Origin of the sequence: [Clostridium] saccharolyticum WM1, from assembly GCF_000144625.1 — a bacterium.
GTDB lineage: Bacteria > Bacillota > Clostridia > Lachnospirales > Lachnospiraceae > Lacrimispora > Lacrimispora saccharolytica.
Genome location: NC_014376.1, coordinates 3,477,446 through 3,504,096, shown reverse-complemented (window position 1 = coordinate 3,504,096; position 26,651 = coordinate 3,477,446). Strand labels below are relative to the sequence as shown.

Here is a 26,651-nt window from a genome sequence, read left to right as displayed (position 1 = left end):
GATGGCGTGTTACAGTTGTCGAAAGAAACAATTGTAAAAATGGAGAAAAAATATGAATCACAATTTAAGAAAACAATGGATCGTTACGCCAAACCAGCTTCCCGCCATTATAAGAAGATGCCCCAAATGCGGGAAAAAGACGGAATTTATAAACAGCGGAAAATTCAGAGTCAATGCCAATGGCCGTCTCATAGATGTTTGGCTGATCTACCGGTGCGGACAATGTGAGACCTCCTGGAACATGACCGTATGGGAACGAGCGGAGGCAGGCAGGCTGGAGAAAAAGGAGTATGATGGATTCATGAAAAATGATCCGGATCTGGCAGCAAAATACGGGAATGACAGGGAGTTATTTGCCAAGAATAAGGCGGAAGCTGCCGCTTCAAAGGGAGAGTATCACGTGGTAACCGTAGATACTGCCATTCCCTGCGGAGAGGCTTACGCCACGGAAATTGACTTAAGAATCCCTTTTGGATTTGAATTGAGGGCAGATGTATTTTTAAGGAAGCAGTTGTCCGTGTCCAGAAGCAGAATAAAGAAATGGTGTGAGGACGGGCTGATTTTAAGCGGAGGCCAGGCCTTGTCTCCCAAAGGAAAAATGAAGGATGGGATGCTTTTACAGGTGAAAAAAGGGAGCCTTTTTCTGGTTGATTCTATTTTAAACCGGTCCCTTTCACCATAATTACAGTCATAAAAATGGTATATCCAATCAAAACTGCTCCTGCAGAGCCAAACATGATTCTGAAGTGCCAGGACAAGAAGAGAGCAGCCAAGGAAAAGCCGGCTGATGGTGTAGATCCGCCATTGTCTGCCGGGAAATTTGTATTTTTAAATAATTTCAGGAAAAGTACTTGACAAAAAGGAATCCTTATTATATTATAAGGATAGATATTGATAATGATTACTATTATTGAAATTAATTATCAATAAGGAGAACCGGTTATTATTAATCCGGTTTGCCATGTACCAAAGCTTCCATGCAGTTCATCTGCTGGTATCCCGGTGGTTTCACCTCCGGGGAAAGGATATGTACCGTTTCCGCCCATAGATGGAGCGGAGATTCTCATAAGTTAATCGGAATAAAAATATAATAAATCATAGGAGGGAAATCATTATGTCATTAATCGGATCAGAAGTAAAACCATTCAAAGCCCAGGCTTATCATAACGGAAAGTTTGTAGAAGTAACAGAAGGAGATTTTAAGGGGAAGTGGAGCATCATTTGTTTTTATCCTGCGGATTTTACATTTGTTTGCCCGACGGAGCTGGAAGATTTACAGAACAATTATGAGACATTTAAGAAACTGGGAGCGGAAGTTTATTCCGTTTCTACCGATACACATTTTACCCATAAGGCATGGCACGACCATTCAGAGACCATCCGTAAACTGACCTATGTGATGATTGGAGATCCATCTCATACCTTATCCCGTAATTTTGACGTATTGATTGAAGCAGAAGGACTTGCAGACCGCGGAACTTTCCTTGTTGACCCCGATGGAATCATTCAGTCCGTGGAGATCAATGCAGGAAACATCGGCCGGGATGCAAATATTCTTATTGATAAGATCAAGGCGGCCCAGTACGTAAGAAATAACCCCGGCGAAGTTTGCCCGGCGAAATGGAAAGAGGGCGGAGCCACACTGAAACCAAGTCTTGACCTGGTAGGAAAAATTTAAGGAGAGAAGATTATGATGCTGGATGCTGAAATTAAAAAACAACTGACTGAGTATCTCCAGCTTCTGGAAAATGATGTACTGATTAAAATCAGTGCAGGATCTGACCGTGTATCAAAGGACATGATGGATCTGATCCATGAACTGACCGGCCTCTCTCCAAGGATAAAGACGGAGGAGGGTAAGCTTCCCAGAACCCCCAGCTTTAGCATTAACCGTATGGGGGAAGACACGGGAGTGACGTTTGCAGGAATTCCTCTGGGTCATGAATTTACTTCTCTGGTGCTGGCTCTTTTGCAGGTAAGCGGAAGAGCCCCCAAGGTGGAAGGGTATTTAATCGACCAGGTGAAACGCATACAGGGGGAGCATCATTTTGAAACCTACATCAGCTTAAGCTGCCATAATTGCCCGGAGGTGGTGCAGGCTCTTAACTTAATGAGCATTTTAAATCCCGGTATCACCCATACCATGATTGACGGCGCTGCTTTTAAAGATGAGGCGGAACGTAAAAATGTCATGGCCGTTCCTACGGTATACTTAAACGGCGAGGTTTTTGGCAGCGGGCGCATGACCCTGGAAGAGATATTGGGGAAATTAGGAAGTGCCCCTGATATATCAGAATTTGAGAAGAAAGAGCCTTTTGATATACTGGTCATCGGAGGGGGCCCTGCAGGAGCCAGTGCAGCCATTTATGCGGCGCGCAAAGGCATTCGCACCGGTATTGTTGCCGAACGCTTCGGCGGTCAGGTAAGAGAGACGCTGGGGATCGAGAATCTCATCAGTGTGGCATATACCGAAGGTCCTGAATTTGCAGAAATCCTGGAGCAGCATGTAAAAAATTATGAAGTGGATATTATGGATTCCCAGCGTGCCGTACGCCTGGAAAGAAAAGAACTCCTTGAGGTAGAGCTGGAAAACGGTGCTGTCTTAAAAAGCAAGGCAGTGATCCTATCTACAGGCGCCCGGTGGAGATATGTGGGTGTACCGGGAGAGGCGGAATTTAAGAATAAGGGAGTTGCTTATTGTCCTCATTGTGACGGCCCCCTTTATAAAGGAAAGCAAGTGGCAGTCATCGGAGGCGGCAATTCCGGCATTGAAGCGGCAATTGATCTTGCTGGGATCGCCGGCCATGTGACAGTTCTTGAATTTATGCCTGAGCTGAAGGCGGATTCCATTCTCCAGAAGCGTCTTTACCGTCTGCCCAATGTGACAGTGATAAAGAACGTTCAGACAAAAGAAATTACCGGCACAGACAAGGTTAACGGCATTTCCTATATGGATCGTGAAACAGGAGAAGTCCATCACCAGGAGCTGCAGGGTGTGTTCGTTCAGATCGGCCTTACGGCCAATACGGACTGGCTGGGAGAAACCGTTGCACGCAGTCCCATGGGAGAGATTATTGTGGATCACCGCAATGCCACCAATGTACCCGGAGTTTTTGCGGCAGGAGACTGCACGGACAGTGCTTATAAACAGATCGTTATTGCCATGGGATCCGGAGCCAGCGCAGCTTTAAGTGCTTTTGACTATTTAATAAGAAATTGATATCAGATGCTGTTTCCTGCCGGCCAGTCCGTGGGAAACAGCATCTTTTTGAGAAAAAGCTGCATTCCCAAACCTTGACATGTCCTGTCTGTAACAGTATAATTTAACTATGCTGCTGGAACATGACTGGAGTGATGATTATGCAATATGGTGCACTGGAGCAGATGCTCATAAACTCAATCAAAGAAGTACAGATTAAATTAGGATATGAAAAAGAACCGATCCGTTTCTACTATCCCCTGCATGCACTGATGAACATACTGAAGATCTCCGAAGGTTCTGACGAAGAAATAAAAGCCGCAATGGAAGGTTTTAAGAAATCCGTAAAAGAACGCCTGGGAGACATCAGAATCACTAAAAGCCAGGAACGTTTTTGCTTTGAGATTCCCCCGGAAGGTGTAGAATACGTATATTATCATGGAAAGGATAGCGGTTTTTTAAAAGAATTCATTGAAACCGTAGAAAATCCTCATACTACTTTTGAGGATATATGGAAGGTTTTTAATAAATATGGGGATGGAAAGGTTACTTGCCTGAAATCTCAGGAAGAAGATTTTGATTACATTATATTTTTTGAAGATCCTTCCCTGGATAATTACCGGTATTATATCAAATTTCATGAAAATCATGTCACATACCACAGATTCTTATCCGAGGATGCAGCGGATATGGGCATATAACGATAATCGATCAGGAGAAAAACAATGCAGAGAAAAAAGTGGATCGTAACCATGCTTACAGGTCTGGCATTTATGGCCTCTCATCAATTAACTGCAAAAGCGGATACAGCCCCTGAACTGACCGTTCCTCTTGTGGCCCCTCCGCCCCTGGAGTGGCAGACCGGTCCCGGGGCCGGTCCGGGAAAGGAATTTTCCCAGACAGCACCGGAATTTCAATCAGGATCAGGTGAACAGGTAGTGGCTTATGCAAAGCAGTTTCTTGGAAACCCTTATGTATACGGAGGGACAAGCCTTACATCAGGTGCTGACTGCTCCGGGTTTGTAATGAGCGTTTATAAACAATTTGGGATAAACCTGCCCAGGACCTCTGAGGCCCAGGGTAAAGCAGGCATAGATGCGGGCGGAATAGAAAATGCCCAGCCAGGGGATCTGATCGTATACATAGGCCATATCGGCATTTACACAGGACAGAACCAGCTCATTCATGCAAGCGGACCAGAGGACGGGATTAAGATATCCACTGTGGATTTTAGACCTGTGGTTTCAGTAAGAAGAATCATAGGGAATTAAATAAGGTTATCTTTGAGCTTATCAGGGTGTTTCATGAAACTCATCCGGGATAAGCTCTTTTTCGTATATGGATTTTTCTTTTATCAAATGGGTTTTATTCACATCTAGGAATAAGTTCTGTTTCTTGTAATCCCCATGAATATCCGGTTATAAGCTGTTTTAGAAGCCAGAAGTTTTTCAGTCATAATTTGTCCCACCTCACATATATTGAGGTAAGAGGAGGGATGAAGGTGGAAAGGAAAGACGAGCTTATCAATATATTTTCCAGGAGCATAAGAGATATTTTAAACCGGGTGACTGTTGATTTTGATGAGGTTCAGGAAATCAGGCTCCGGGTTGCTGCTCCTCTTTTAATGGTATACCGGAATGAGGAGTATTATGTGACTCCCAGAGGTTCCCTGAGCATGGAAGGAAAGGACGCCTATACAGTCTCTAAAAATGAGCTTAAGGAAACCATGGAGTACATGAGCAACTATTCCCTGTATGCCTTTGAAGAAGAGATGAAGCAGGGGTTTATTACCATTCAGGGAGGCCACCGGATCGGTATCGCCGGAAAGACCATTTTAGATGAATCCGGGATTAAAGCCATGAAATACATATCCTTTATCAATGTCCGGCTGTCTCATCAGGTCAAGGGCTGCGCTTCCCAGGTTCTGCCTTATTTATATGAGGAAGGGAGAGAGATCTATCACACGCTGATCATTTCCCCTCCAAGATGCGGGAAGACCACCCTGTTAAGAGATATGATCCGTCAGGTTTCCAATGGTACTGAGGATCATACAGGCCTTACCGTGGGGGTGGTTGACGAACGTTCTGAAATTGGGGCCTGTTATCAGGGGGTCCCTCAGAATGAACTGGGAATCCGTACCGATATTTTAGACTGCTGCCCGAAAGCAAAAGGGATGATGATGCTCATCCGGACCATGTCTCCCAGAGTGATCGCTGTGGATGAGATCGGAAGCCGGGAAGATTTAGAGGCAATGGAATACGTGATGAACTGCGGCTGTAAGCTGATCGCCACGGTACATGGTAATTCCATTGACGATTTAAAGCAGAAGCCGGTCTTAAGAAAGCTGGTGGAGGAGCGGATTTTTGAACGATATATCGTTTTAAATAATCTGGGAAGAATCGGGAACATCGATCAGATTTATGACTCCAGAGGAACTCAGCTCTACAAAGCCCAGGTTCATCAAATGGGAATTCAGTGGGACAGGCGGGAGTGTGTTGCTTATGGATAATACGTGGCTGCGGATCGTGGGAGCTGTTCTGGTCATTTTATCAAGTTCCGGTCTTGGGTTTTTTATGGCGGCCCAATGGAACGAGCATTTAAAGACTGTGGAAAAGCTCCGGAAAATGATTTTTTTGCTGAAAGGCGAGATCGTATATGCCAATTCCCCTCTGCCGGAGGCCTTTGAACGTACCGGCAAAAAGGCGGTGGGAGAGCTGGGGGCTTTGTTTGAAAATGTGTCGGAGCGGCTTTCCGGACAACAGGGAGAATCCTTTTATACCATCTGGCAGGAGGAGATCGACAAGCTTCCCGGGGAGGTCTGTTTGTCCAAAGAGGACAAACAGAATTTAAAGGGTCTTGGAGAACATCTTGGTTACTTGGACATGGACATGCAGGAGCGGAACATCCTTTTGTACCTGGAACAGTTGGATCTGACCATTGGTTATTTGAGAAAACATAAGCAGGAAAGAAGCCGCCTTTATACCAGTCTGGGTATTATGGGCGGTTTATTCCTAACAATTGTTATGTATTAAGGAGGATAGCATGGGGGTCAATTTGATTTTTAAAATTGCAGCAGTTGGAATCCTGGTTTCCGTCATCTGCCAGGTATTAAAACACAGCGGACGGGAAGAACAGGCATTCTTAACAAGCCTTGCGGGGCTGATCCTGGTGCTGTTCTGGCTGGTGCCTTATATTTATCAGTTGTTTGAATCCATTAAAAATCTGTTTGCATTGTAGGTGAGCGTCTTACAGGCATACCCTTATGTCCTGGAAGGCAGGACAGGAAAGAGGAAAACATGACCGTAGTTACCATAGCCATAACAGGAATCGTGGCAGTGCTTTTAGCGGTTTCCTTAAAAGGAATGAAGGGGGAATATGGGACCTATCTGGTCATGGCGGCAGGCTTTTTTATCTTCTTTTACGGAATGGGAAAGCTTACCACCATTCTGGATACCATGAAGGAGATCCAGACCTATATTAAGATTAACAGCATTTATTTATCCACTCTGATCAAAATGATAGGAATTACCTATATTGCGGAATTTGCAGCCGGGATATGCAAGGATGCCGGATACGGTGCCGTGGGAACCCAGATCGAAATATTTGGAAAGCTGTCTGTTCTGGCTGTCAGCATGCCGATCCTCCTTGCACTTATTGAAACACTTCAGGTGTTTTTATCATGACGGGAGGGGGAAGGACCATGAAAAGAACCGCTTTTATGCTGCTGTGTCTTTTGATCGTGCTGTTTCTTTCTACGGACAGCCTTGGAGCAGAAAGCTCCTACGGGCAGGAAGCAGAGACTTCCGAAGCCAATCTGGACCTGGATCAGTATGATTTAACGGATATTCAGAATTTTCTGGACCAGGCTAAGGGAGAACAGGGCATGAAGCTTTCCTTTCAAGAACTGATGAAGGATCTGATGGCCGGAAATTTAAACCAGGTCATGGGACAGGCTGGAAAAGCCATGAAAGACTTATTGATGGGTGAGATAAAAAACAGCGGTCATATGATGGGACAGATTATGGTGCTTGGGATCATTGGGGCGGTGTTCTCTAACTTTTCCAGCGTGTTTACAGGAAGCCAGATATCGGAAACCGGATTTTTTGTCACCTATCTGCTGCTGTTCACTTATCTGGCAGCCAGCTTTTTTACCAGCGTTACCATTACAGGGAATGTGCTTGGGCAGGTCTTTGATTTTACCAGGGTACTGATGCCGGCCTATTTCCTGGCAGCGGCGTTTGCAGGGAGCAGCGCTTCTGCGGCGGCCTCCTACGAATTTACTTTATTTATCATTACTGCCGCCCAGTGGCTTTTAGGGCAGGTGCTTTTAGCCCTTATAAGAGTTTATGCTCTTTTGGTTATGGCAGGCCATATTGCAAAAGAGGACATGCTTTCAAAGCTGACTGAGCTTTTGGAACAGGTGGTTTCCTGGAGTTTAAAGACTCTGGTAGGGGTTGTGCTGGGATTTCATCTCATTCAGTCCATGGTACTGCCCTATGTGGATTCCATGAAAACAGGAGCGATCCAGAAGCTGATCGGAGCCATTCCGGGAGTTGGCCAGGGCGTAAATTCCGTCGCCCAGATGGTGCTGGGGTCAGGGGTGCTTATTAAGAATACCATAGGAGCAGCCGGCATTATCATACTTCTTATCCTATCTGTGATTCCGCTGATCAAGCTGGTGGTGCTGATGGTTTTATACCAGTGTGTTGCCGCTCTCCTTCAGCCGGTCTGTGATAAAAGGATCGTTACCTGTATTTCCGACATGGCAAAGGGCCACAGGATGCTGCTTTCCGTAGCAGCTTCAGGAGTGATTCTCTTTGTTGTAACCATAGCGCTAGTATGCGCTTCCACCAATGTGACCTATTTTACCGGGTGAATGACATGGAAGAATTGTTTAACTGGATACGCAACATAACCTATTACCTGATTTTCATAACGGTAGTGGGCAATCTCCTGCCGGATAAAAAGTATGAAAAATACATAAAGTTATTTGCCGGCATGGTACTGATCCTTTTGGTGTTAAAGCCCGTTACTGGAGGATTAAGGCTTGATGATACTCTGGCTTACTATTTTGAGGCCATCAGCCTTAAAAAGGAAGCTGGAGAGCTGACAGGCAAGCTGTCTGATATGGAAGGGAAAAGACTTGAAACCATGATCGCCAGATATGAGGAGGCAGTGGAAACGGATTTAAAATCCATGGCTGAGACAGATGGATTCGGCTGCAGGGGATCCACGGCAGAAATCGACCAGGATCAGAGAAGCAGTACCTTTGGCCATGTGGTGCGGGTGACCCTGGTCCTGGTGCCTGGCGGACCGGCGGAAGAAGCAAAGGACATTGCCGTTTCCGGAAGCAAGGCGGATCCGGTAAAGAAGGTACCGGATGTGGAAGAAGTGAAAATAACCGGATCAGAGCCAGAGAAACGTGACATGAAAGAACAGGAGGACGTGAGAAGGCTGAAGCAGGAAGAAAATTCACGGCTTTCTGGTCTTAGAAGGCGGATTGCAGAATATTATGATTTGGAGGAACAGGATATTGAAATTCAAATGGAAGATGGGAAAGGATAAATGGCTGATTTTATTGGCTGTTGGAATGATTATCCTGATCCTTACTTTTCCCTCCGGTTCGGGTATGGCTGCCAAGGTAGAACGGACAGCAGAAAGCAAAAACCAGACAGCTTTGCAGAAAGGGATTGTTACAGAGCCTGCGGATGGGGAAGCGGCTGCAGTGGCTGGAGCAGACCGGACCTACGAGGAACAGTTGGAGGCGAGGGTAAAGAAAATCCTAAAAACCGTGGATGGGGTCGGTCAGGTAGAGGTGATGATCGTGCTGAAATCTTCAGAGGAGAAGGTACTGCGTGTGGATAAGGACAGCTCGGATTCTTCCACCGAGGAAAAGGACAGCTCCGGGGGGACCAGAAAGATCAGCAGCGCAGAGCTGAAAGAGAGCACCATTCTGACCGGTTCAGGAGAAAATACATCTCCAATTGTGGAGAAGGAAATACGACCGGAAATCGAAGGAATCGTCATTAGTGCCCAGGGTGGAGGCAGCCCTACGGTAAAAGCTGAAATTTCCAGTGCCATGGAAGCATTATTTAACCTGCCCCCACATAAAATAAAAGTATTAAAGAGGGTGGAATAAAAAGGAGTGTCATGTATGAGAAGTTGGAAAACAAGCAATGAGCCCAAAGTCCCTAAAACCCCAAAGAAAATGGATATGAAGAAACTTTTCCGAAGAAACCAGATTATTATCACCACATTGGCCGTTATGATAGCTGCTGCTGGATATTTAAACTATGCCGGAAAGCAGGAGGCTGCTTCAGGGACGGACGTCTATGAAGCGGGAATGACTGATATTTCTGAGGAAGATATTTTAGCGGAAAACCAGTCCCTTACCGGAAGTGAAGCAGGCCAGGAGATCGCAAGCCTTGACCAGGATGCGGAAGATATCGATAAGCTGGCGGCAAGTGAAACACAGGCAGCTGCGGAAAGTGACGGATCCGTAGACCTGGCGGCAAATGAGACACAGGCGGCCCAGACCGGCCTTGACAACCCTGGGGAAGCAGTGCTTACCAGCGGAATGAACGTATCAGAATACATATCCAGCGTACAGTTAAACAGAGAGCAGGTAAGGGCAAAGAACAAGGAAACCTTAATGAACTTAATTAACAATCCAAACATTGAGGAAGCGGCAAAGCAGCAGGCCATCCAGGAAATGATCGAAATGACGGCAGTTTCAGAAAAAGAAAATGCAGCAGAGACCTTATTGCTTGCCAAAGGCTTTGCAGATCCGGTGGTCAGCATTTCCAGCGGGAAAGTGGATGTGGTTATTAATGCTTCCAGCATTACAGATCCTCAGCGGGCTCAGATTGAGGACATCGTAAAGCGGAAAACAGAAGTTGGGGCTGAGAGTATTGTGATCACCCTTATGAAATTGGAAGAGTAAAAAGCCACGGCAAATGTTACATTTCAGCCATGCCATTCATAACTTGGCGGATAGAATTTATTTTCGAAAGGTTACAGATATGCAGCCAAATTATTCATGCCGGGCATTCGCCTTATAGAAGCATTTTCGCAATTTCTGCTTAGTGAGCAAGCTCCCACGCACAAACTGTGCAAACGCTTCTGCATGACTAACTGTAACTTGCAAACTGTGGACAGTTTTGCTATAATGATTCCAGAACCCAGAAATAGGAGTACAGGAGGGAATTGCTGTGGCAGAAGTGGAAAGCAGAAATACTCACAAAGTATATGAAAAAGATAAAATAGGCGAAGTACAGATTGCAGATGATGTGGTAGCCATCATTGCAGGTCTTGCTGCAACCGAGGTAGAAGGTGTAGATTCCATGGCAGGCAACATCACCAATGAACTGGTGGCGAAGCTGGGCATGAAAAATTTATCCAAGGGCGTTAAAGTAGAGCTGACGGAAGAGCATGTGTCTGTAGACTTATCCTTAAACATCAAATACGGTTACAGCATACCTGCTGTCAGTGAGAAGGTCCAGGAAAAGGTACAGAATGCCATTGAAAACATGACAGGATTAACGGTTCTGGATGTAAACATTCGGATTGCCGGTGTTGCAATGGAAGAGAATAAATAGATTTTGATAAGTCTATCGCGGGGGGCGAACTGGGAAATGGTTCATACCCCCCGCTTTTCTTTGTGTATAAATGAGTAAAAATTTATTGTAATGAGATGGCACAGGATTTATAATGAACCCGGAATATATCAAAGGCTTCTTAAGGGACAGGTGTTTACATGTATGATGACTGATAGGGAGAAGTACCACTACTCATTAAAAGTAATGATTTTAATTGGTCTCGTAGTTTCAGTAATTATGGGAGTATTCGCTTTAAATATTTATTATTTCAGGGAGGTGGAAAAAAGCCTCATAGAACAGACCTACCAGGATTTGAAAAAGGAGAATAACGAAACGGTTGTCAGCCTTCAGAGAATGGTCCAGGAACGGTTTGGCATGCTGGAGGTATTTTCTGCATACTGTGATCTGCCGGAAGGACAGGAAATAGAAAAATGGCAGAAGGATTTAGAGCCGTTTGAAAGGGAAGGCTTGCGGTTCGGGGTTTCGGATAGCCGGGGAATCATGTATTATGGAAACCATGAACCAAGAGATGTTTCTTCACGCAGCGATTATCAAAGGGCATTAAGCGGAGAAAACAGCGTTTCCAGACTTCCTTCCCAGGAGTTTGACGGCCAGGGAGGAATTGTCCTGATGGTTCCAGTAATACGGGATGGTCATGTGAATGGAGTGGCCTGCATGGAGTATACCGGAGCAGATCTGGGGAAATATCTTAAAAGTACAGGATTCAGCAAATATGGGGCCAATCTGGTTTTTACAAAATCAGGAGAAATGGTGGTCCCCAGCCCTGGATTTGAAAAATATACTACAATTTATGAGATGCTGAAACCCATGGAATTCCGGAGCGGACAGTCCCTGGAGCAGATGGAACAGGCGGTGGGGAGCGGACGTTCCGGTTATGTAGCTTACGGCAGCAATGGCAGCAGGGAGCTGCTTTATTACCAGCCTGCGGGAATCGGGGACTGGATGGTAGCTTCCCTGGTGGAAACAGAAGGTTATAAGAGAACGCTTCACAAAATCTGGGGGCTGTCTGAAAGCTTTATTACAGGTACGACCTCCTTGCTTGTTTGCACTTTTTTATTTATTGTTTATATGCTTTATCTGCGGAAAAAGGAATCCAAACGGGCGCAAAAGGATTCTTTGACAGGTGTTTATACCAGAGAAACGGCCAGAAAGCTGGTGGAACAAGGGCTGAAAGGCGGGGGGAAGAAGCGGTTTTACGCCTGTATGTTCCTTGATATTGATGATTTTAAGAAGATCAATGACACCTTCGGACATCACAGGGGAGATTTGGTCTTAACCCAGGCAGGTCAGATCTTAAACGATTGTACAAGAGAAGAGGATGTGATCGTGCGCTTCGGCGGAGATGAATTCTGCATCTGGCTTTACGGTGCCAGCGGAAGGAAACAGCCGGAGGCCATTGCAAAACGGATTTTGAATGCGTTTCATTTATCAGGAACCATCCATGCAAGCATTGGAATCACCCTGGTAGGGGAAGAGGAAACGGAATACGATGCCATATTAAAACGGGCGGATCAGGCCTTGTACCAGGCAAAGAGAAAGGGCAAAAATCAGTATGCTGTCCAGCTTTAGTTTCCTCATTAGAACTTACCTCTCCTTGAAAGTCCTCAAAATTTCAGGTATAATGAAATTTAAATGTTTATAACTACAAAAGGAGAAAAGCATGAAAAAGCTTAGACTGGGAATTATTGGGAACGGTTATCTTGGAGGTATCATAGCCGGTGCATGGAAAGACGGTTTGCTGCCGGAGTATGAACTGGTGGGGATCGTGGGAAGGACAAAGGAGAAGTCAGATGCCCTGGCAGAGGAGATGGGATGCATTTCCTGCTCCGGGATTGATGAATTGCTGGAATTAAAGCCGGATTACATCGCAGAGGCAGCATCAGTCGCTTCGGTCAGGGATATGGCGGAAAAGGTCTTATGTAAGGGCTCTAACCTTATCGTACTGTCCATCGGGGCTTTTGCAGATAAAGAATTTTATGAAAAAGTGAAAGAAACGGCTCAAAAGCATAATACCAGAGTGTACATTGCCTCAGGAGCTGTAGGCGGCTTTGATGTGCTCCGAACGGTTACCCTCATGGGAGAGGCCACTGCCGGGATCGAGACCAGGAAGGGCCCCAAGTCCTTAAAGAATACCCCTCTGTTTGAGGAACGTCTGATGACTGACAAGGAACGTTCCGAGGTATTTGAGGGCAACGCAAAAGAGGCCATCGGGCTTCTTCCTACAAAGGTGAACGTTGCAGTAGCAACCTCTCTGGCTGCAGTGGGGCCGGAGAAAACAAAAGTGAACATTCACAGCGTACCGGGAATGGTGGGCGATGACCATAAAATTACAGCCGAAGTGGAAGGAGTGAAGGCAGTTGTGGATATTTATTCAAGTACCAGCGCCATTGCCGGCTGGAGCGTGGTAGCCGTGCTGCAGAATATTGTATCCCCGGTTGTGTTTTAAAGGAGGAAAAGAAGATGTTTGAAAAGTTGGTTGCCATTGAACCGGTTAGTCTGGTGGAAGAAGCAGAGAAGGAACTTTTCCGCTATGCAAAACAGGTGGTGATGTATGAAGATATTCCCGGGAATGAGGAGGAAATCATAAGAAGGATCGGGGATGCGGATGGGGTGCTATTAAGCTATACATCCAAAATAAGCCGGTTTGTCTTTGAAAGATGCCCAGGTATTCAGTATGTGGGGATGTGCTGCAGCCTGTATTCCAAGGAAAGTGCAAACGTGGATATTGCTTATGCAGAAGAGCACGGGATTACAGTTTTGGGGATCCGAGATTACGGCGATGCGGGCGTAGTGGAATATTCCATTTGTGAACTGGTTCGGTTTCTTCACGGATATGACAGACCCATGTGGAAGGACATGCCTGTGGAGATCACCGGATTAAGGACCGGGATCATTGGTATGGGTGTCTCCGGGGGTATGATTGCTGATGCCTTAAAATTTCTGGGTGCGGATGTTTCCTATTACAGCAGAAGCCGAAAGCCGGACCGGGAGGAAAAAGGAATAAAATACCTTCCCCTGGATGATCTTTTGGAGAACAGTGAGGTTGTGTTTACCTGTCTGAACAAGAACGTGATCCTTCTACATGAGGAGGAATTTCAGAAGCTTGGAAATGGAAAGATCCTCTTTAATACTTCCATTGGGCCGGCCTTTGAGCCGGAGGATTTGAAAAACTGGCTGGAGGCCGGAGACAACTTGTTTGCCTGCGATACGGCTGGAGCGATGGGAGATGCCGCCGGGGAGCTTTTCCTGCATCCAAAGGTATTCTGTGTCAATGCTTCAGCCGGCAGAACCAGACAGGCCTTTGGTCTTTTAAGTGAAAAGGTGCTCGATAATATCAGAAGGTTTTTGGAGAACAGGAAAGTTTCTATTGTATAAAAAACCCTGTTAAGGTATAATAATTCCAAATGTCCAGAAAATCACCAATAGGAGGACCATGGGAAATGACCAGAAGTAAAATGCGCGAACACTGCTTTAAAATGCTCTTTTGTGCGGATTTTTATCCGGCAGAGGAGAAAACCGGGCAGCTTATCCAATATTTTGAGGAACCGAAAGAGGATGACTTAAACGCCGACGGCGTAGAGGAGATCATCCATGATGTAGACATGAGTGAAGAAAATGCTGCTTATTTAAGGGAAAGGGCAGAGTCCGTAATGGCCAGGATCCCGGAACTGGATTTAAAGATTAACGAGGTCGCCGAAGGGTGGAAGACCAAGCGTATGGGGAAAGCGGAACTGACGATTCTCCGTCTGGCCCTTTATGAGATCTTATTTGATGAGGATGTGCCGGAAAAAGTAGCCATCAATGAAGCGGTAGAACTGGCTAAAAAGTACGGCGGGAATGAAGCTCCGGCTTTTATTAACGGAGTTCTGGCAAAGCTGGTGTAATTTATGGCAAGTGTGTATTCCGTTACCCAGGTCAATGCCTATATTAAAAATATGTTTGCCCAGGATTTTGCATTGAACCGGATTTCCATTAAAGGTGAGGTATCCAACTGCAAGTACCACACTTCCGGCCATATTTATTTTACCTTAAAGGATGGAACGTCTTCCATGGCAGCGGTGATGTTTGCCGGTCACAGGAAGGGTCTTGCTTTTAGGCTGGAGGAAGGGCAGCAGGTGGTGGCAAAGGGCAGCGTGGAGGTGTATGAGAGGGACGGAAGATATCAGCTCTATGCTCAGGAGATCACAAAAGAAGGAATCGGTGATTTGTTCGAACGGTTCCAAAAACTGCGTGATGAACTGGAAGAGATGGGGATGTTTTCCCCTGAATATAAGAAACCGATACCAAAGTATGCAAAAACCGTAGGAATCGTGACGGCTCCGACGGGAGCTGCCATTCGGGATATCATGAATATCTCGGCCAGACGCAACCCCTATGTGCAGCTTTATCTTTACCCGGCCCTGGTTCAGGGAGAGAATGCAAAGGAAAGCATTGGAAAGGGGATCCGGATCCTGGATCAGATGGGACTTGATGTCCTGATCGTAGGGCGGGGCGGCGGTTCCATTGAGGATTTATGGGCATTTAATGAGGAAGCTGTGGCAAGGGCTGTTTTTAACTGCACCACTCCGGTGATTTCTGCCGTGGGCCACGAAACCGATGTGACCATTACCGATTATGTGGCGGACATGCGTGCACCTACCCCTTCTGCGGCGGCCGAGCTTGCGGTATTTGATTATGGCCTGTTTCAGGAACAGACAGGACTCTATGGCAACACGCTGTTAAGGACCATGGAAAGAAAGCTGGAACGCTGCCGCTATCATGGGAACCAGTATGCCTTAAAACTGAAATTATTTGACCCGAAGCGCCGCATCCATGAGAGCCGGCAAAGGCTTGTGGACATCGAGGACAAGCTTAAAAGCCTGATTTTATCCAGGACTGCCGCAGAACGGTCAAGGGCAGAAGAAAGCAGGTTCCGTATGCAGCAGCTGATAGAAAAACAGGCGGTAAGGGACAGGCACAGGCTGGAGCTTCTCATCAGCCGTCTGGATGCACGGTCCCCTTTAAAAAGAATTGGGGGCGGGTACGGCTATGTGACCGATGAAAAAGACAAGAGGATTGATTCCGTTAAGCAGCTGCATACCGGAGACAGGATAGGAGTAAGACTTCGGGATGGCGGCATAGAGGCAGTGATTTCCAGTATTGCCCGGGCAAAATCCGGTTTGTCTGGCACCTTTCCTGGCGAAGAGGCCGGAGACCGGAAGGATAGTGAATAAGGAGAACCGGATTTATGGCGGCAAAAAAAGAAAAGACCATTGAAGAAACATTTGGAGAGCTGGAAGAGCTCATTAAGAAACTGGAAAGCGGAGAAAGCTCCCTGGAGGAATCCTTCCAGTATTATGAGACGGGCATGAAGCTGGTAAAGTTCTGCAATGAAAAAATAGATAAGGTAGAAAAAAAGATTATCGTCTTAGAGGAAAATGGTGAGGAACATGAACTTTAATGATATGTTGTCTGCCCGAACAAAGGAAGTAGGGCTTGTTGTGGAAACTTACCTTCCTCCGGTGGAGGGCTATCAGAGTACGGTACTGGCGGCGATGGATTACAGCGTCCGGGCAGGAGGAAAGAGACTTCGCCCCATGCTGATGGAGGAAACCTACCGCCTGTTCGGCGGCAATGGAAAAGAGATTGAGCCTTTTATGGCGGCGATGGAGATGATTCATACCTCCTCCCTGATCCACGATGACCTTCCCTGTATGGATAACGATACCCTGCGGCGGGGACTTCCTACAGCATGGGTGAAGTTCGGCTATGACATGGCGGTGCTGGCAGGAGATGGCCTGCTGATTTATTCCATGGAGACAGCAGCAAAAGCCCTTTCCATGACGGACAGGCCGGATCTGGTAGCCAGGTGCATGGGAATTTTAGCTGAAAAAACAGGAATCCATGGAATGATCGGCGGGCAGACCGTTGACGTGGAGCTGGCAGGAAAACCCATTCCAAAGGAAAAGCTTCATTTCATTTACCGGCTGAAAACAGGAGCGCTTTTAGAGGCATCCATGATGATCGGCGCCCTTCTGGGCGGAGCCGACGAAAGACAGCTGAAGCTGGTGGAGAACATGGCTTCCTGTCTGGGAATGGCATTTCAGATTCAGGATGATATCCTGGATTTAACCAGCAGTGCGGAAGTTCTTGGAAAGCCTGTCCACAGTGATGAAAAGAACCATAAAACCACCTATGTAACCCTGGAAGGAATAAAAAAGGCAAAGCAGGATGTGGAGATGATTTCAGAAGAGGCGATTTCCTGCCTCCATGAGCTTCCCGGACAGAATGAATTTCTGGAAGCGCTCATCCGGATGCTGGTGAACCGGGAAAAGTAAGACAAAGGATCTGATAAAATATGATACTGGAATTAATAAACGGGCCTGAGGATATTAAAAAGCTGTCAAAGCAGGAACTTGATATTTTAAGCCAGGAAATCCGTGACTTTTTGGTAGGAAAGATAAGTGTTACAGGCGGTCATCTTGCTTCCAACTTAGGAGTGGTGGAACTGACCATGGCCATCTATCTGGCCTTTGACCTTCCAAAGGATAAAGTTATCTGGGATGTAGGACATCAGTCCTATACCCATAAAATATTAAGCGGCAGAAGAGAGGAATTTGACGATCTGCGGCAATACGGAGGCATAAGCGGCTTTCCAAAGAGAAAGGAAAGTCCTTGTGATGCCTTTGATACCGGCCACAGCTCCACTTCCATTTCTGCCGGCCTGGGACTGGCCCAGGCAAGAGATGTTCTGGGAGAAGATCATTTTGTAGTATCCGTCATCGGAGACGGAGCCTTGACCGGCGGCATGGCCTATGAGGCTTTAAACAATGCAGCCAGAATGAATAAGAATTTTATCATCATTTTAAACGACAATAACATGTCCATCTCAGAAAATGTGGGAGGCATGTCTACCTATTTAAACAGCATCCGGACCGGAGAAGGATATCTGGACTTAAAAAGGCATGTGACCAATGTACTGTCCAGGATTCCGGGGATTGGCGAACAGATCATTGATAAGATCAGCAGGACGAAGAACGGAATCAAGCAGCTTCTCATTCCCGGTATGCTGTTTGAAAATATGGGGATCACCTACCTTGGTCCTGTGGACGGTCATAATGTAAAGGCATTGTCCAGAACCCTGCGGGAAGCAAAGAAGCTACCTCATACCGTTCTGGTCCATGTCATCACCCAGAAAGGCAAGGGGTATGCCCCGGCAGAGAGAAACCCCTCCAAGTTCCACGGAGTGGAGCCTTTTAATATAATTACCGGGGAACCGAAAAAGAAGAAAAAAGATCCCAGCTATACCGATGTGTTTTCCAAAGCCATCTGCCGTCTGGCGGAACAGGATAAAAGAATCGTGGCGGTTACGGCGGCCATGCCGGATGGAACAGGTTTAAAGAGGTTTTCCCGCCTGTACCCTGACCGCTTTTTTGACGTGGGTATTGCAGAGGAACATGCAGTGACCTCGGCGGCCGGAATGGCAGCAGGTGGCTTAAAGCCGGTTGTGGCTGTTTATTCCTCCTTTTTGCAGCGCAGCTTTGACCAGATCCTTCATGATGTTTGCATCCAGAACCTGCCTGTGGTATTTGCCATAGACCGAGCAGGCCTTGTAGGCAGCGACGGGGAGACTCATCAGGGGATTTTTGACTTATCCTATTTGACTGCAATTCCTAATATGAGCGTATTTGCACCGAAGAATTTATGGGAGCTTATGGATGGGCTGGAATTTGCCTTGTCCTACAACGGTCCGTTTGCATTGCGTTATCCAAGAGGAGGGGCCTATCAGGGCTTAAAGAATTTTCGGGCTCCCATTGAATACGGCAAGGGAGAGATGATTTACGAGGAATGTGATATTGCCCTTCTTGCGGTGGGAAGCATGGTGAGCACGGGAGAGCATGTAAGGCAGAAGCTGAAGGCAGAGGGCTGGAATTGTACCTTGGCCAATGGCCGCTTTGTAAAGCCCTTTGACAGAGAGCTGGTGGACCGGCTGGCAAAGAAGCACTGGCTGATTGTCATTATGGAGGAAAATGTCCTTCAGGGAGGATACGGACCTGGAGTTTCCACTTATATCCATGAGCATTACCCCCATGTAAAGATCATGAATATCGCCCTGCCTGATTCCTATGTGGAACATGGCAACGTATCCCTGCTTCGGAAAGGACTGGGAATTGACAGCGATTCCATCATATGGAGGCTGAAAAAAGAATATCTGGATATGGAACGCCAGAACGCGGAGTGGAAAAGATTGAAATAATGAGCGTTTTTCTTCGTTCATCAGAAACATATTATAAAGATAAAACAGGGGAAATGGAAAAGGAATGAAAGAACGTTTGGATGTGCTTTTAGTAAAGCTGGGACTGGCCGAATCCAGGGAAAAGGCAAAAGCGGTCATTATGTCCGGGATCGTCTACGTAGACGGGGAAAAGGAGGACAAGGCCGGCACCACATTTGAAGAAAATGCAAATATCGAAGTAAGGGGAAACACACTGCGGTATGTAAGCCGGGGAGGCTTAAAGCTTGAAAAGGCCATGACACAGTTTGGACTGAGCTTAGAAGGCAGGGTGTGCATGGATGTTGGTTCATCCACCGGTGGATTTACGGATTGCATGCTCCAGAACGGAGCAGCCAAGGTTTATGCGGTGGATGTGGGCCATGGCCAGCTTGCCTGGAAGCTGCGGAATGACAAACGGGTGGTTTGCATGGAAAAAACCAATATCCGTTATGTGACTCCTGAGGATCTGGCAGACCCGATTGAATTTTCCTCTATCGATGTTTCCTTTATTTCCCTGACAAAGGTATTAGGACCTGTTAAAGCCCTTCTCACGGATGAAGGAGAGGTGGTCTGCCTGATAAAGCCCCAGTTTGAGGCCGGCCGGGAAAAGGTGGGAAAAAAAGGCGTGGTAAGGGAAAAGTCCGTCCATCTGGAGGTGATCCGGATGGTGATTTCCCATGCAGCCAGCATTGGCTTTGAAGTGCTTCATCTGGAATATTCTCCGATAAAGGGGCCGGAAGGGAACATTGAATATCTTCTGCATTTAAAAAATCACCGTTTAGACGAAGCATGTCCGGAAAGAGACCCAGACCCGGAGAAAGTTGTAAAAGAGGCCCACGGGGCTTTGACAGGACGCGAGAGCGGCCAGTTACAAGCAAGCAGCGAAGCGGATTGCGATTGTTCTGGCAGGTAAGGAGATTTTATGAAGTATTTTTATGTGATCATGAACCCTGACAAAAAGGGTGCCAGAGAGACTGCAAACGCCATTCGCGATTACCTTACCGGTCATGGGGCAGTCTGCCTGATCGGAGGGGAAGGCCGGGATAAACGTCATGAAAAGAGCCATTATACGGATGCTGCCATGGTGCCGGAGGAAACGGAATGTCTCATTACCTTAGGGGGGGACGGAACCCTGATACAGGCGGCCAGAGATTTGGCAGGACGAAATATTCCCATGATGGGGATTAACCGGGGAACCCTTGGGTACCTGACCCAGGTATCCCGCACAGAGGACATCAATGACGCTCTTTCCGCCCTTCTTGCCAATGATTATAAGCTGGAAGAACGGATGATGCTGGAAGGCAGCATTTACCGGAAGGGAATGGCTGTCTGTCAGGATATTGCCTTAAACGAGATTGTCGTAGCCAGAAGTGACAATTTAAAGATGCTGCAGTTTAAGGTTTATGTAAACCAGGAGTACTTAAATGAATACCGGGCAGATGGACTCATAGCAGCAACGCCTACCGGTTCCACTGCCTACAATCTTTCCGCAGGAGGGCCGATCATTGTTCCGGATTCCAAAATGGTGGTCCTGACACCAATCTGTTCTCATGCTCTGGGGGCAAGGAGCATCGTCCTTTCCGCTGACGACTGGATCCAGATTGAGATGACTGGAAAAGGGGGCGTATGCCAGGCAGCGGTATTTGACGGAGATACTACCACGGAGCTTTATCCCGGCGATTGCATAGAGATTCGCCGGTCTGAGATTAAGACCATTCTGATAAAGCTGAAAAACATATCATTTTTAGATAACCTGCGCAACAAGATGGCTGGTATATAGGGAGGGGCACTATGAAACTGGAACGACACAGCAAAATTGTGGAACTCATCGGAAAATACGAGATCGAAACCCAGGAGGAGCTGGCGGATTATTTGAATCAGTCCGGCTTTGCAGTCACTCAGGCTACGGTTTCCAGAGACATCAGGGAATTGAAACTGACTAAGGTTCAGTCTGAGTCTGGTAAACAAAGGTATGTGGTGCTTCAGAACCAGGGCTCTTTCAGCGATAAATTCATCCGGATCCTTCGGGACGGCTATTTATCCATGGACATGGCACAGAACATTCTGGTTATAAAGACCGTATCCGGTATGGCCATGGCGGTGGCGGCAGCCCTTGATGCCCTTCATTTCAGTGAAATGGTGGGCTGCATTGCAGGGGATGACACCATCATGTGCGCCATTCGGAGCTCTGATGATACCATTCTCATGATGGACAAACTAAAAAAACTCATTACGGGATAAAGGAGGCCGCCATGCTTTCAGAATTACACGTAAGGAACTTAGCCCTGATCGAAAAGGCAGATGTGGAGTTTGGACAGGGCTTTAATGTGCTCACCGGCGAAACCGGAGCCGGTAAATCGATTATTATCGGTTCTGTTACCATTGCCCTGGGGGGCAAAACGCCAAAAGATATTATTCGAAAGGGCGCGGAATACGCCTACATTGAGCTGATCTTTTCGGTCAGGGATCTGGAGAAAGTCCGCCTGTTAAAGGAAATGGACGTTTATCCCGATGGAGACGGTACGGTGATTATTTCAAAAAAGATCATGCCCTCCAGAAGCTTGAGCAAAATCAATGACGAAACCGTGACCGCAGGGAAGCTGCGGGACATTACGGGTCTTCTCATCGATATTCATGGACAGCATGAACATCAGTCTTTACTCTACAAATCAAAACATCTTGAGATTCTGGACCGCTACCAGGAGAAAAAGTCCCATGAACTAAAAGAGAATATTGCAGTTACATATGGGGAATATGTCCGGTTAAAGGACCGCCTTTCCTCCTTCCGTCTTGATGAAGAGTCCAGGCTCAGGGAAATGGACTTTATCCGCTATGAGATAGAAGAGATTGAAAATGCCAGATTAAAGGAAGGGGAAAAGGAGGAACTGTCTTCCAGATACCGTCTGTTTTTGAATGCAAAAAAAATAACCGAAAGCCTTTCCATCGCCTATTCCGCTGTTGACTCGGATTTCATCAGCCGGGCTTTAAAAGAGGTGGAGTCAGTTGCTTCCTATGATGACAGGCTATCCACCATCAGGGACCAGCTTTTTGACGCGGACTCCATCTTAAGCGATATCAACCGGGAAATAACCTCATACATGGATGATCTGTCCTTTGATGAAGAGGAATACAGTCAGATGGAAGAGCGGCTTGATGTGATCCATAATCTGGAAGCAAAGTACGGGGGAAGCCTGGACCAGATTTTTACCAATCGAGAAGAAAAGCAGAATCGCCTGGAAGAGCTGGAGGATTATGACGGTGCAAAAAAAAGGACGGAGGAAGAGTTTTATAGAGTTTCGGACCGGCTGGAGCACCTTTCGGAGCGTTTATCCGAAATGAGAAAACATACGGCCAAGGAACTGACGGAAAAAATAAAGGAAGGGCTGAACGACTTAAATTTCATTGATGTGGAATTTTCCATGGAGTTTTCACGCCTTGGCCACTATACGGCAGGGGGCTTTGACGAAGCGGAATTTTTGATCTCCACCAACCCTGGAGAGCCGTTAAAGCCCTTGGGAATGGTGGCTTCCGGCGGAGAACTGTCCAGGATCATGCTGGCCATTAAAACGGTGCTGGCAGATACGGATGACATTCCAACTTTGATTTTTGATGAAATCGACACCGGAATCAGCGGACGTACGGCCCAGAAAGTGTCGGAAAAGCTGGCTTACATTGCCGGGAACCATCAGGTGATCTGCATCACTCATCTGCCCCAGATCGCAGCTATGGCAGACTGCCATTACGAGATTGCAAAAGCAGTGGAAGAAGGCCGGACGGCCACCTCCATACACCGGTTAACCGGGGAAGAGGTGATAGAGGAGCTTGCAAGGCTTTTAGGAGGTGCCGAAATCACCCAGGCGGTGAGAGCCAATGCAAGGGAAATGAAGCGGCTGGCAAAAGAAGGCAGATAAACTGGCAAAGGGTGCGTGTTTTCAGCGATTCCGGCAGCTTTGTTTCAGGGAACATAACACATCTGGCAAGACTGATCCAGCCTTTGATGATGGAGCAGGCTTTGTCAAACTTATCCCTTACGGGTTCGGTTCTGATTTTTTGTGCGGGCCTGAATCTTATCTGGGGAAGATGATAAGGGGAGCCAATTTGCTCCCGGCCATTTTTTTGGCCGTTGCCTTTGCTTTTCTTTTTTAGAGCCTTTTTCCGGCTGCAAAGCTGATTGCAGACGGATTCCCGGTACGGAAACGGAGAGGAAGGATAAGTGGCATCCCTGTGAAAGACAGTCATCTGGCGCATGAATTTTTGCGTCAACCGCCTGTCTTTTATTTATATTAAAACGCTTTCCGGCAGGACCGGTCCGGCGGAGTGTTCATAACTAAAATGAGACAATAACCTGACAAAATATAACACAAAAAGGAGATCACCCAGCAATGTCACAAGCAAAAAAAAAGCGGGATATTACCCCGGAGCTGATAAAACGCTTTTCTGTTTACTTAAGGGAACAGGAGAAAAGCACTTCCACCATTGAAAAGTATAAACGCGACCTTGCGGTTCTATGTAATTTTTTGGGAGATGTGCCGATTACCAAAAGTGCCCTGATCGATTGGAAGGAATATCTGACAAGGAATTATGCCGCTGCCAGTGTCAATACCATGCTGGCGGCAGTCAATGCATTTTTGAATTTCGCCGGCTGGATAGATTTAAAGGTCAAGCCTTTGAAAATACAGAGGAATTTATTTTGCCGGGAGGAGAAAGAGCTTACCCGCAAAGAATATCTGCGTCTGGTGCAGGCGGCTGAGAGAGAAGGCAACCAGCGTCTTTCTCTTGTCATTCAATCCATCTGCGCCACAGGCATCCGGGTTTCTGAGCTGCAATTCATCACCATGGAAGCAGTGCAAGCGGGGCGTGCAGATGTGAACTGCAAAGGCAAGACACGGACCATATTTCTGCCTGAAAAGCTGCGGCGGGCCCTGATCTCATATGCCCGGAGACAAAAACGAAGCTTTGGGCCTGTTTTTGTCACAAAAACAGGCAAGCCCCTGGATCGTTCCAATATCTGGCGGGACATGAAAGACCTTTGCAAAAGTGCGGATGTGAAGCCGGAAAAAGTATTTCCCCATAATCTGCGCCATCTGTTTGCCCGCATTTATTATACCCTGGAAAAAGACCTGTTTCGGCTGGCGGATATCCTGGGCCATTCCAATATCAATACTACCAGGATCTATACCGTGGAAAGCGGTACAGTTCATGCACAGCAGATTGAACACATGCGTCTAGTGATCACATAATTTCGATTTTGTTGTAACTGTTTCCAAAATTAGACAAGTATCGACATGATTATATATCATCCGCGCGGAAAATGGCAAGTGTTTCACATAAATAATCATAAATAAAGCGTAATCAAATGACAGATGACTAATGTTTTTAGAATTTTATGTACGAAAACCAGGCTGGTGAAGGTCTTTTTTTTAACCAGCCTGGTTTTCGTACGTTTATCTGCATTTTTCATTATGAAATATTGTAAGGCAGTGTGGATTTCTTCAGCGTTACAACAAAATCGAAATTATGTGATTCACCATACGAAGGGAGGAAAGCAGAGGGAGGGGGATCGATACAGGTCTCACGGAGGTTCCTTTTAAAAGGATAAATAGAGGAATGAAAGAAAGTACTGTTAGGAGGGTAAATTTTATGAAGAAATGGTTCAGCAACTTAAAAATCGGCGGTAAGATCATTAGCGGTTTCCTTCTTGTGGCGCTGATTGCCGGCATAATAGGAATTGTGGGGATTGTGGGCCTGGAACGCGTGGGCGGGTCCTACAATGTTGCTTATTCGGATACAGTTACGGCATTGGAATGTATGGAGAGGGTCAGCGCTTCTTTTCAGGAAGTGCGGACAGACCTTTTGGAGATGGTGCTGTCCAGTGACAAAGCGGATAAGGAAGCCTGTGTGGAAGCCTTGACACGTCACAAAGGAATCATCGATGAGAACTTGTCCAAATACAAGGCAGCTCTTGAGAAATACAATGCAGAGGAAGTAGAGGAGGAGCTGAAACTGATATCCCGGCTTGAGACCGCCCTGAATGATTTTACAGAAGAACGCAATCAGTTTATCAGCAGTCCTGCTGCCATGGACCCGGACCGCCGCGGGGAAGCCTATACCTTATTAAGTGATGGAGGCGAGCTCCACACTATGGCTCAGACTGTGGAAGAGAGGATTGCCAATCTGGTCAGTTATAACCAGAATTATGCAAAGCAGCAGATCACCAGCAATGATAAGCTGGTGGTAAGCGTCAAGCTTATTATGTTTATAGGCGTGCTTATGGGCGTGCTTTTGGCGGTGCTGGTCGGGTTCATGATTGCCCGCGGCATATCTAAGCGGATCGCCCTGATGGTAAAGGCTGCTGACAAGCTGGCCTGCGGAGAGGTCAGTGTCAATATTGACGCAAGCTCAAAGGACGAGATCGGTGTTCTGGCCCAGACCTTCCGCCGCATGTCAGGTACATTAAAGCTGATGATAACCGATGCTTCCTATCTGCTGGGCGAATTGGCAGATGGTAATTTTACAGTACATACCCAAGCAGAAGAAAGCTATGTGGGAGACTATTTATCTCTGCTGGATTCCATGCGGAAAATGAGGGACAGGCTCAGTAATACCTTAAAGTCCATTGATGTGGCGGCTGACCAGGTAGCAACAGGCTCTGATCAGGTATCCAGCGGAGCGCAGGCTCTCGCATCAGGCTCTACGGAGCAGGCAGCTTCCGTAGAAGAACTGAGTGCTTCCATAGAAAGAATTGCGGAGCAGGCTGCGGAGAATTCAGCCACGGTGGAGCTGGCATCAAAATCCGTGAATCAGGCCGGTGAAAACGCAAATGCCGGAAATGTACATATGAAGCAGCTTACGTCCGCAATGGCTGACATCGGCACTGCTTCCGATCAGATCGCCAGCATTACAAAGGTTATTGAGGACATTGCATTCCAGACCAATATTCTTGCCCTGAACGCTGCCATTGAAGCGGCCCGTGCAGGCAGTGCAGGAAAAGGCTTTGCGGTGGTAGCAGATGAGGTCCGCAATCTTGCAGCAAAATCGGCGGAAGCAGCAAAGCAAACCAGCGATTTGATTCAGGCTTCTGTGGCCACAGTGGCAAAGGGAGCGGAAATCAGCGCCAGGACCGCACAAATCCTGCAGGATGTGGGAGTGAGTGCCTCTAAGGTAACGGAAAGCTTCGGAAAGATCCAGAAGTCCTCTATCGAGCAGGCAGCTGCAATCAAGCAGATCAAACAGGGACTTTTCCAGATCTCCACCGTTGTACAGACCAATGCTGCCACTGCAGAAGAAAACTCCGCTACCAGCGAGGAGATGTCTGCACAGGCCGCAGCCTTGCGGGGTGAGGTTGGAAAATTCAAGCTGACAGAAGTCATGGGCCTTTCTTCCATGCGCCTTACCAGGAGCCGGAAACAGAATCTGTCCCCAGTATGGGTCTTTTACCGGAAAAATATTGATTTCCATCCGTCACAAGGTTTTCCTCTTTCTGTTTTTTATCTGTTTTTATGCAGAATAATTAAAAATGACTTTTAAAGGACATAAAGTAACGGTCTGACGGGTGGTGTGTTGCCCGTCAGATTTTTCA

29 protein-coding genes are annotated in these 26,651 nt (G+C 46.9%); all 29 read left to right on the top strand.

Annotation, left to right across the window (positions count from 1 at the left end; genetic code table 11):
• Positions 1-52 precede the first annotated feature (52 nt).
• A complete protein-coding gene (locus CLOSA_RS16330; protein ID WP_013273856.1) occupies positions 53-682 on the top strand; it encodes a DUF1062 domain-containing protein in 630 nt (209 codons plus the stop codon).
• A gap of 432 nt (positions 683-1,114) precedes the next feature.
• Positions 1,115-1,678 (top strand): alkyl hydroperoxide reductase subunit C, encoded by a 564-nt coding sequence (gene ahpC, locus CLOSA_RS16325; protein WP_013273855.1) that lies wholly within the window; start codon positions 1,115-1,117, stop codon positions 1,676-1,678.
• 12 nt (positions 1,679-1,690) lie between these two features.
• Positions 1,691-3,220 carry an alkyl hydroperoxide reductase subunit F gene (ahpF, locus tag CLOSA_RS16320; RefSeq protein ID WP_013273854.1) on the top strand — a complete coding sequence of 510 codons (1,530 nt, stop codon included), beginning with the start codon at positions 1,691-1,693 and terminating at the stop codon, positions 3,218-3,220.
• 140 nt (positions 3,221-3,360) lie between these two features.
• Positions 3,361-3,900, top strand: a complete 540-nt coding sequence (locus tag CLOSA_RS16315; protein WP_013273853.1) for a DUF3877 family protein — start codon at positions 3,361-3,363, stop codon at positions 3,898-3,900.
• A gap of 24 nt (positions 3,901-3,924) precedes the next feature.
• Positions 3,925-4,470 carry a C40 family peptidase gene (locus tag CLOSA_RS21860; RefSeq protein ID WP_013273852.1) on the top strand — a complete coding sequence of 182 codons (546 nt, stop codon included), beginning with the start codon at positions 3,925-3,927 and terminating at the stop codon, positions 4,468-4,470.
• Positions 4,471-4,700: 230 nt separating this feature from the next.
• Positions 4,701-5,708, top strand: coding sequence for a stage III sporulation protein AA (gene spoIIIAA, locus CLOSA_RS16305; protein ID WP_013273851.1), 1,008 nt, complete (start codon positions 4,701-4,703; stop codon positions 5,706-5,708).
• Positions 5,701-6,231, top strand: coding sequence for a stage III sporulation protein AB (locus CLOSA_RS16300; RefSeq protein ID WP_013273850.1), 531 nt, complete (start codon positions 5,701-5,703; stop codon positions 6,229-6,231). Before spoIIIAA ends, CLOSA_RS16300 begins: the two co-directional genes overlap by 8 nt.
• A gap of 10 nt (positions 6,232-6,241) precedes the next feature.
• Positions 6,242-6,436 carry a stage III sporulation protein AC gene (spoIIIAC, locus tag CLOSA_RS16295; protein WP_013273849.1) on the top strand — a complete coding sequence of 65 codons (195 nt, stop codon included), beginning with the start codon at positions 6,242-6,244 and terminating at the stop codon, positions 6,434-6,436.
• Positions 6,437-6,495: 59 nt separating this feature from the next.
• Complete coding sequence (gene spoIIIAD / locus CLOSA_RS16290) at positions 6,496-6,882, top strand: stage III sporulation protein AD (RefSeq protein ID WP_013273848.1); 387 nt, start codon at positions 6,496-6,498, stop codon at positions 6,880-6,882.
• A 17-nt stretch (positions 6,883-6,899) separates the two neighbouring features.
• Positions 6,900-8,075, top strand: a complete 1,176-nt coding sequence (locus CLOSA_RS16285; RefSeq protein WP_013273847.1) for a stage III sporulation protein AE — start codon at positions 6,900-6,902, stop codon at positions 8,073-8,075.
• A gap of 5 nt (positions 8,076-8,080) precedes the next feature.
• Positions 8,081-8,764 (top strand): stage III sporulation protein AF, encoded by a 684-nt coding sequence (locus tag CLOSA_RS16280; protein WP_041708676.1) that lies wholly within the window; start codon positions 8,081-8,083, stop codon positions 8,762-8,764.
• A complete protein-coding gene (locus tag CLOSA_RS16275; RefSeq protein ID WP_041708675.1) occupies positions 8,712-9,338 on the top strand; it encodes a stage III sporulation protein AG in 627 nt (208 codons plus the stop codon). The genes CLOSA_RS16280 and CLOSA_RS16275 overlap by 53 nt, the downstream gene beginning before the upstream one ends.
• Positions 9,339-9,353: 15 nt before the next feature.
• Positions 9,354-10,142: a SpoIIIAH-like family protein gene (locus CLOSA_RS16270; RefSeq protein WP_013273844.1), complete on the top strand. Its 789-nt coding sequence runs from the start codon at positions 9,354-9,356 to the stop codon at positions 10,140-10,142.
• A gap of 268 nt (positions 10,143-10,410) precedes the next feature.
• Complete coding sequence (locus tag CLOSA_RS16265) at positions 10,411-10,797, top strand: Asp23/Gls24 family envelope stress response protein (protein WP_013273843.1); 387 nt, start codon at positions 10,411-10,413, stop codon at positions 10,795-10,797.
• A 162-nt stretch (positions 10,798-10,959) separates the two neighbouring features.
• Positions 10,960-12,387: a sensor domain-containing diguanylate cyclase gene (locus tag CLOSA_RS16260; RefSeq protein WP_013273842.1), complete on the top strand. Its 1,428-nt coding sequence runs from the start codon at positions 10,960-10,962 to the stop codon at positions 12,385-12,387.
• A 91-nt stretch (positions 12,388-12,478) separates the two neighbouring features.
• Entirely contained in the window at positions 12,479-13,264 is a 786-nt protein-coding gene (locus CLOSA_RS16255; protein ID WP_013273841.1) for an aspartate dehydrogenase domain-containing protein, read from the top strand.
• A 14-nt stretch (positions 13,265-13,278) separates the two neighbouring features.
• Positions 13,279-14,193, top strand: coding sequence for a D-isomer specific 2-hydroxyacid dehydrogenase family protein (locus tag CLOSA_RS16250; protein ID WP_013273840.1), 915 nt, complete (start codon positions 13,279-13,281; stop codon positions 14,191-14,193).
• Positions 14,194-14,258: 65 nt separating this feature from the next.
• Positions 14,259-14,702: a transcription antitermination factor NusB gene (nusB, locus tag CLOSA_RS16245; protein WP_013273839.1), complete on the top strand. Its 444-nt coding sequence runs from the start codon at positions 14,259-14,261 to the stop codon at positions 14,700-14,702.
• A 3-nt stretch (positions 14,703-14,705) separates the two neighbouring features.
• A complete protein-coding gene (gene xseA, locus CLOSA_RS16240) occupies positions 14,706-16,031 on the top strand; it encodes an exodeoxyribonuclease VII large subunit (RefSeq protein ID WP_013273838.1) in 1,326 nt (441 codons plus the stop codon).
• Between the two features lie 14 nt (positions 16,032-16,045).
• Complete coding sequence (xseB, locus tag CLOSA_RS16235) at positions 16,046-16,258, top strand: exodeoxyribonuclease VII small subunit (protein ID WP_013273837.1); 213 nt, start codon at positions 16,046-16,048, stop codon at positions 16,256-16,258.
• Positions 16,248-17,135, top strand: a complete 888-nt coding sequence (locus CLOSA_RS16230) for a polyprenyl synthetase family protein (protein WP_041708673.1) — start codon at positions 16,248-16,250, stop codon at positions 17,133-17,135. Before xseB ends, CLOSA_RS16230 begins: the two co-directional genes overlap by 11 nt.
• A gap of 20 nt (positions 17,136-17,155) precedes the next feature.
• Positions 17,156-19,054 (top strand): 1-deoxy-D-xylulose-5-phosphate synthase, encoded by a 1,899-nt coding sequence (gene dxs / locus CLOSA_RS16225; protein WP_013273835.1) that lies wholly within the window; start codon positions 17,156-17,158, stop codon positions 19,052-19,054.
• Between the two features lie 64 nt (positions 19,055-19,118).
• The gene (locus tag CLOSA_RS16220; protein ID WP_013273834.1) at positions 19,119-19,985 is read left to right on the top strand and encodes a TlyA family RNA methyltransferase; all 867 of its coding nucleotides are present in this window, start codon (positions 19,119-19,121) and stop codon (positions 19,983-19,985) included.
• Between the two features lie 9 nt (positions 19,986-19,994).
• Positions 19,995-20,852, top strand: coding sequence for an NAD(+)/NADH kinase (locus CLOSA_RS16215; RefSeq protein WP_013273833.1), 858 nt, complete (start codon positions 19,995-19,997; stop codon positions 20,850-20,852).
• An 11-nt stretch (positions 20,853-20,863) separates the two neighbouring features.
• A complete protein-coding gene (argR, locus tag CLOSA_RS16210; RefSeq protein WP_013273832.1) occupies positions 20,864-21,313 on the top strand; it encodes an arginine repressor in 450 nt (149 codons plus the stop codon).
• 11 nt (positions 21,314-21,324) lie between these two features.
• A complete protein-coding gene (gene recN / locus CLOSA_RS16205; protein ID WP_013273831.1) occupies positions 21,325-22,983 on the top strand; it encodes a DNA repair protein RecN in 1,659 nt (552 codons plus the stop codon).
• 86 nt (positions 22,984-23,069) lie between these two features.
• The gene (locus tag CLOSA_RS23710) at positions 23,070-23,156 is read left to right on the top strand and encodes a hypothetical protein (protein ID WP_408643011.1); all 87 of its coding nucleotides are present in this window, start codon (positions 23,070-23,072) and stop codon (positions 23,154-23,156) included.
• A gap of 298 nt (positions 23,157-23,454) precedes the next feature.
• Positions 23,455-24,312, top strand: coding sequence for a tyrosine-type recombinase/integrase (locus CLOSA_RS16195; RefSeq protein ID WP_013273830.1), 858 nt, complete (start codon positions 23,455-23,457; stop codon positions 24,310-24,312).
• A gap of 400 nt (positions 24,313-24,712) precedes the next feature.
• Positions 24,713-26,599: a HAMP domain-containing methyl-accepting chemotaxis protein gene (locus CLOSA_RS16190; RefSeq protein WP_013273829.1), complete on the top strand. Its 1,887-nt coding sequence runs from the start codon at positions 24,713-24,715 to the stop codon at positions 26,597-26,599.
• Positions 26,600-26,651 lie beyond the last annotated feature (52 nt).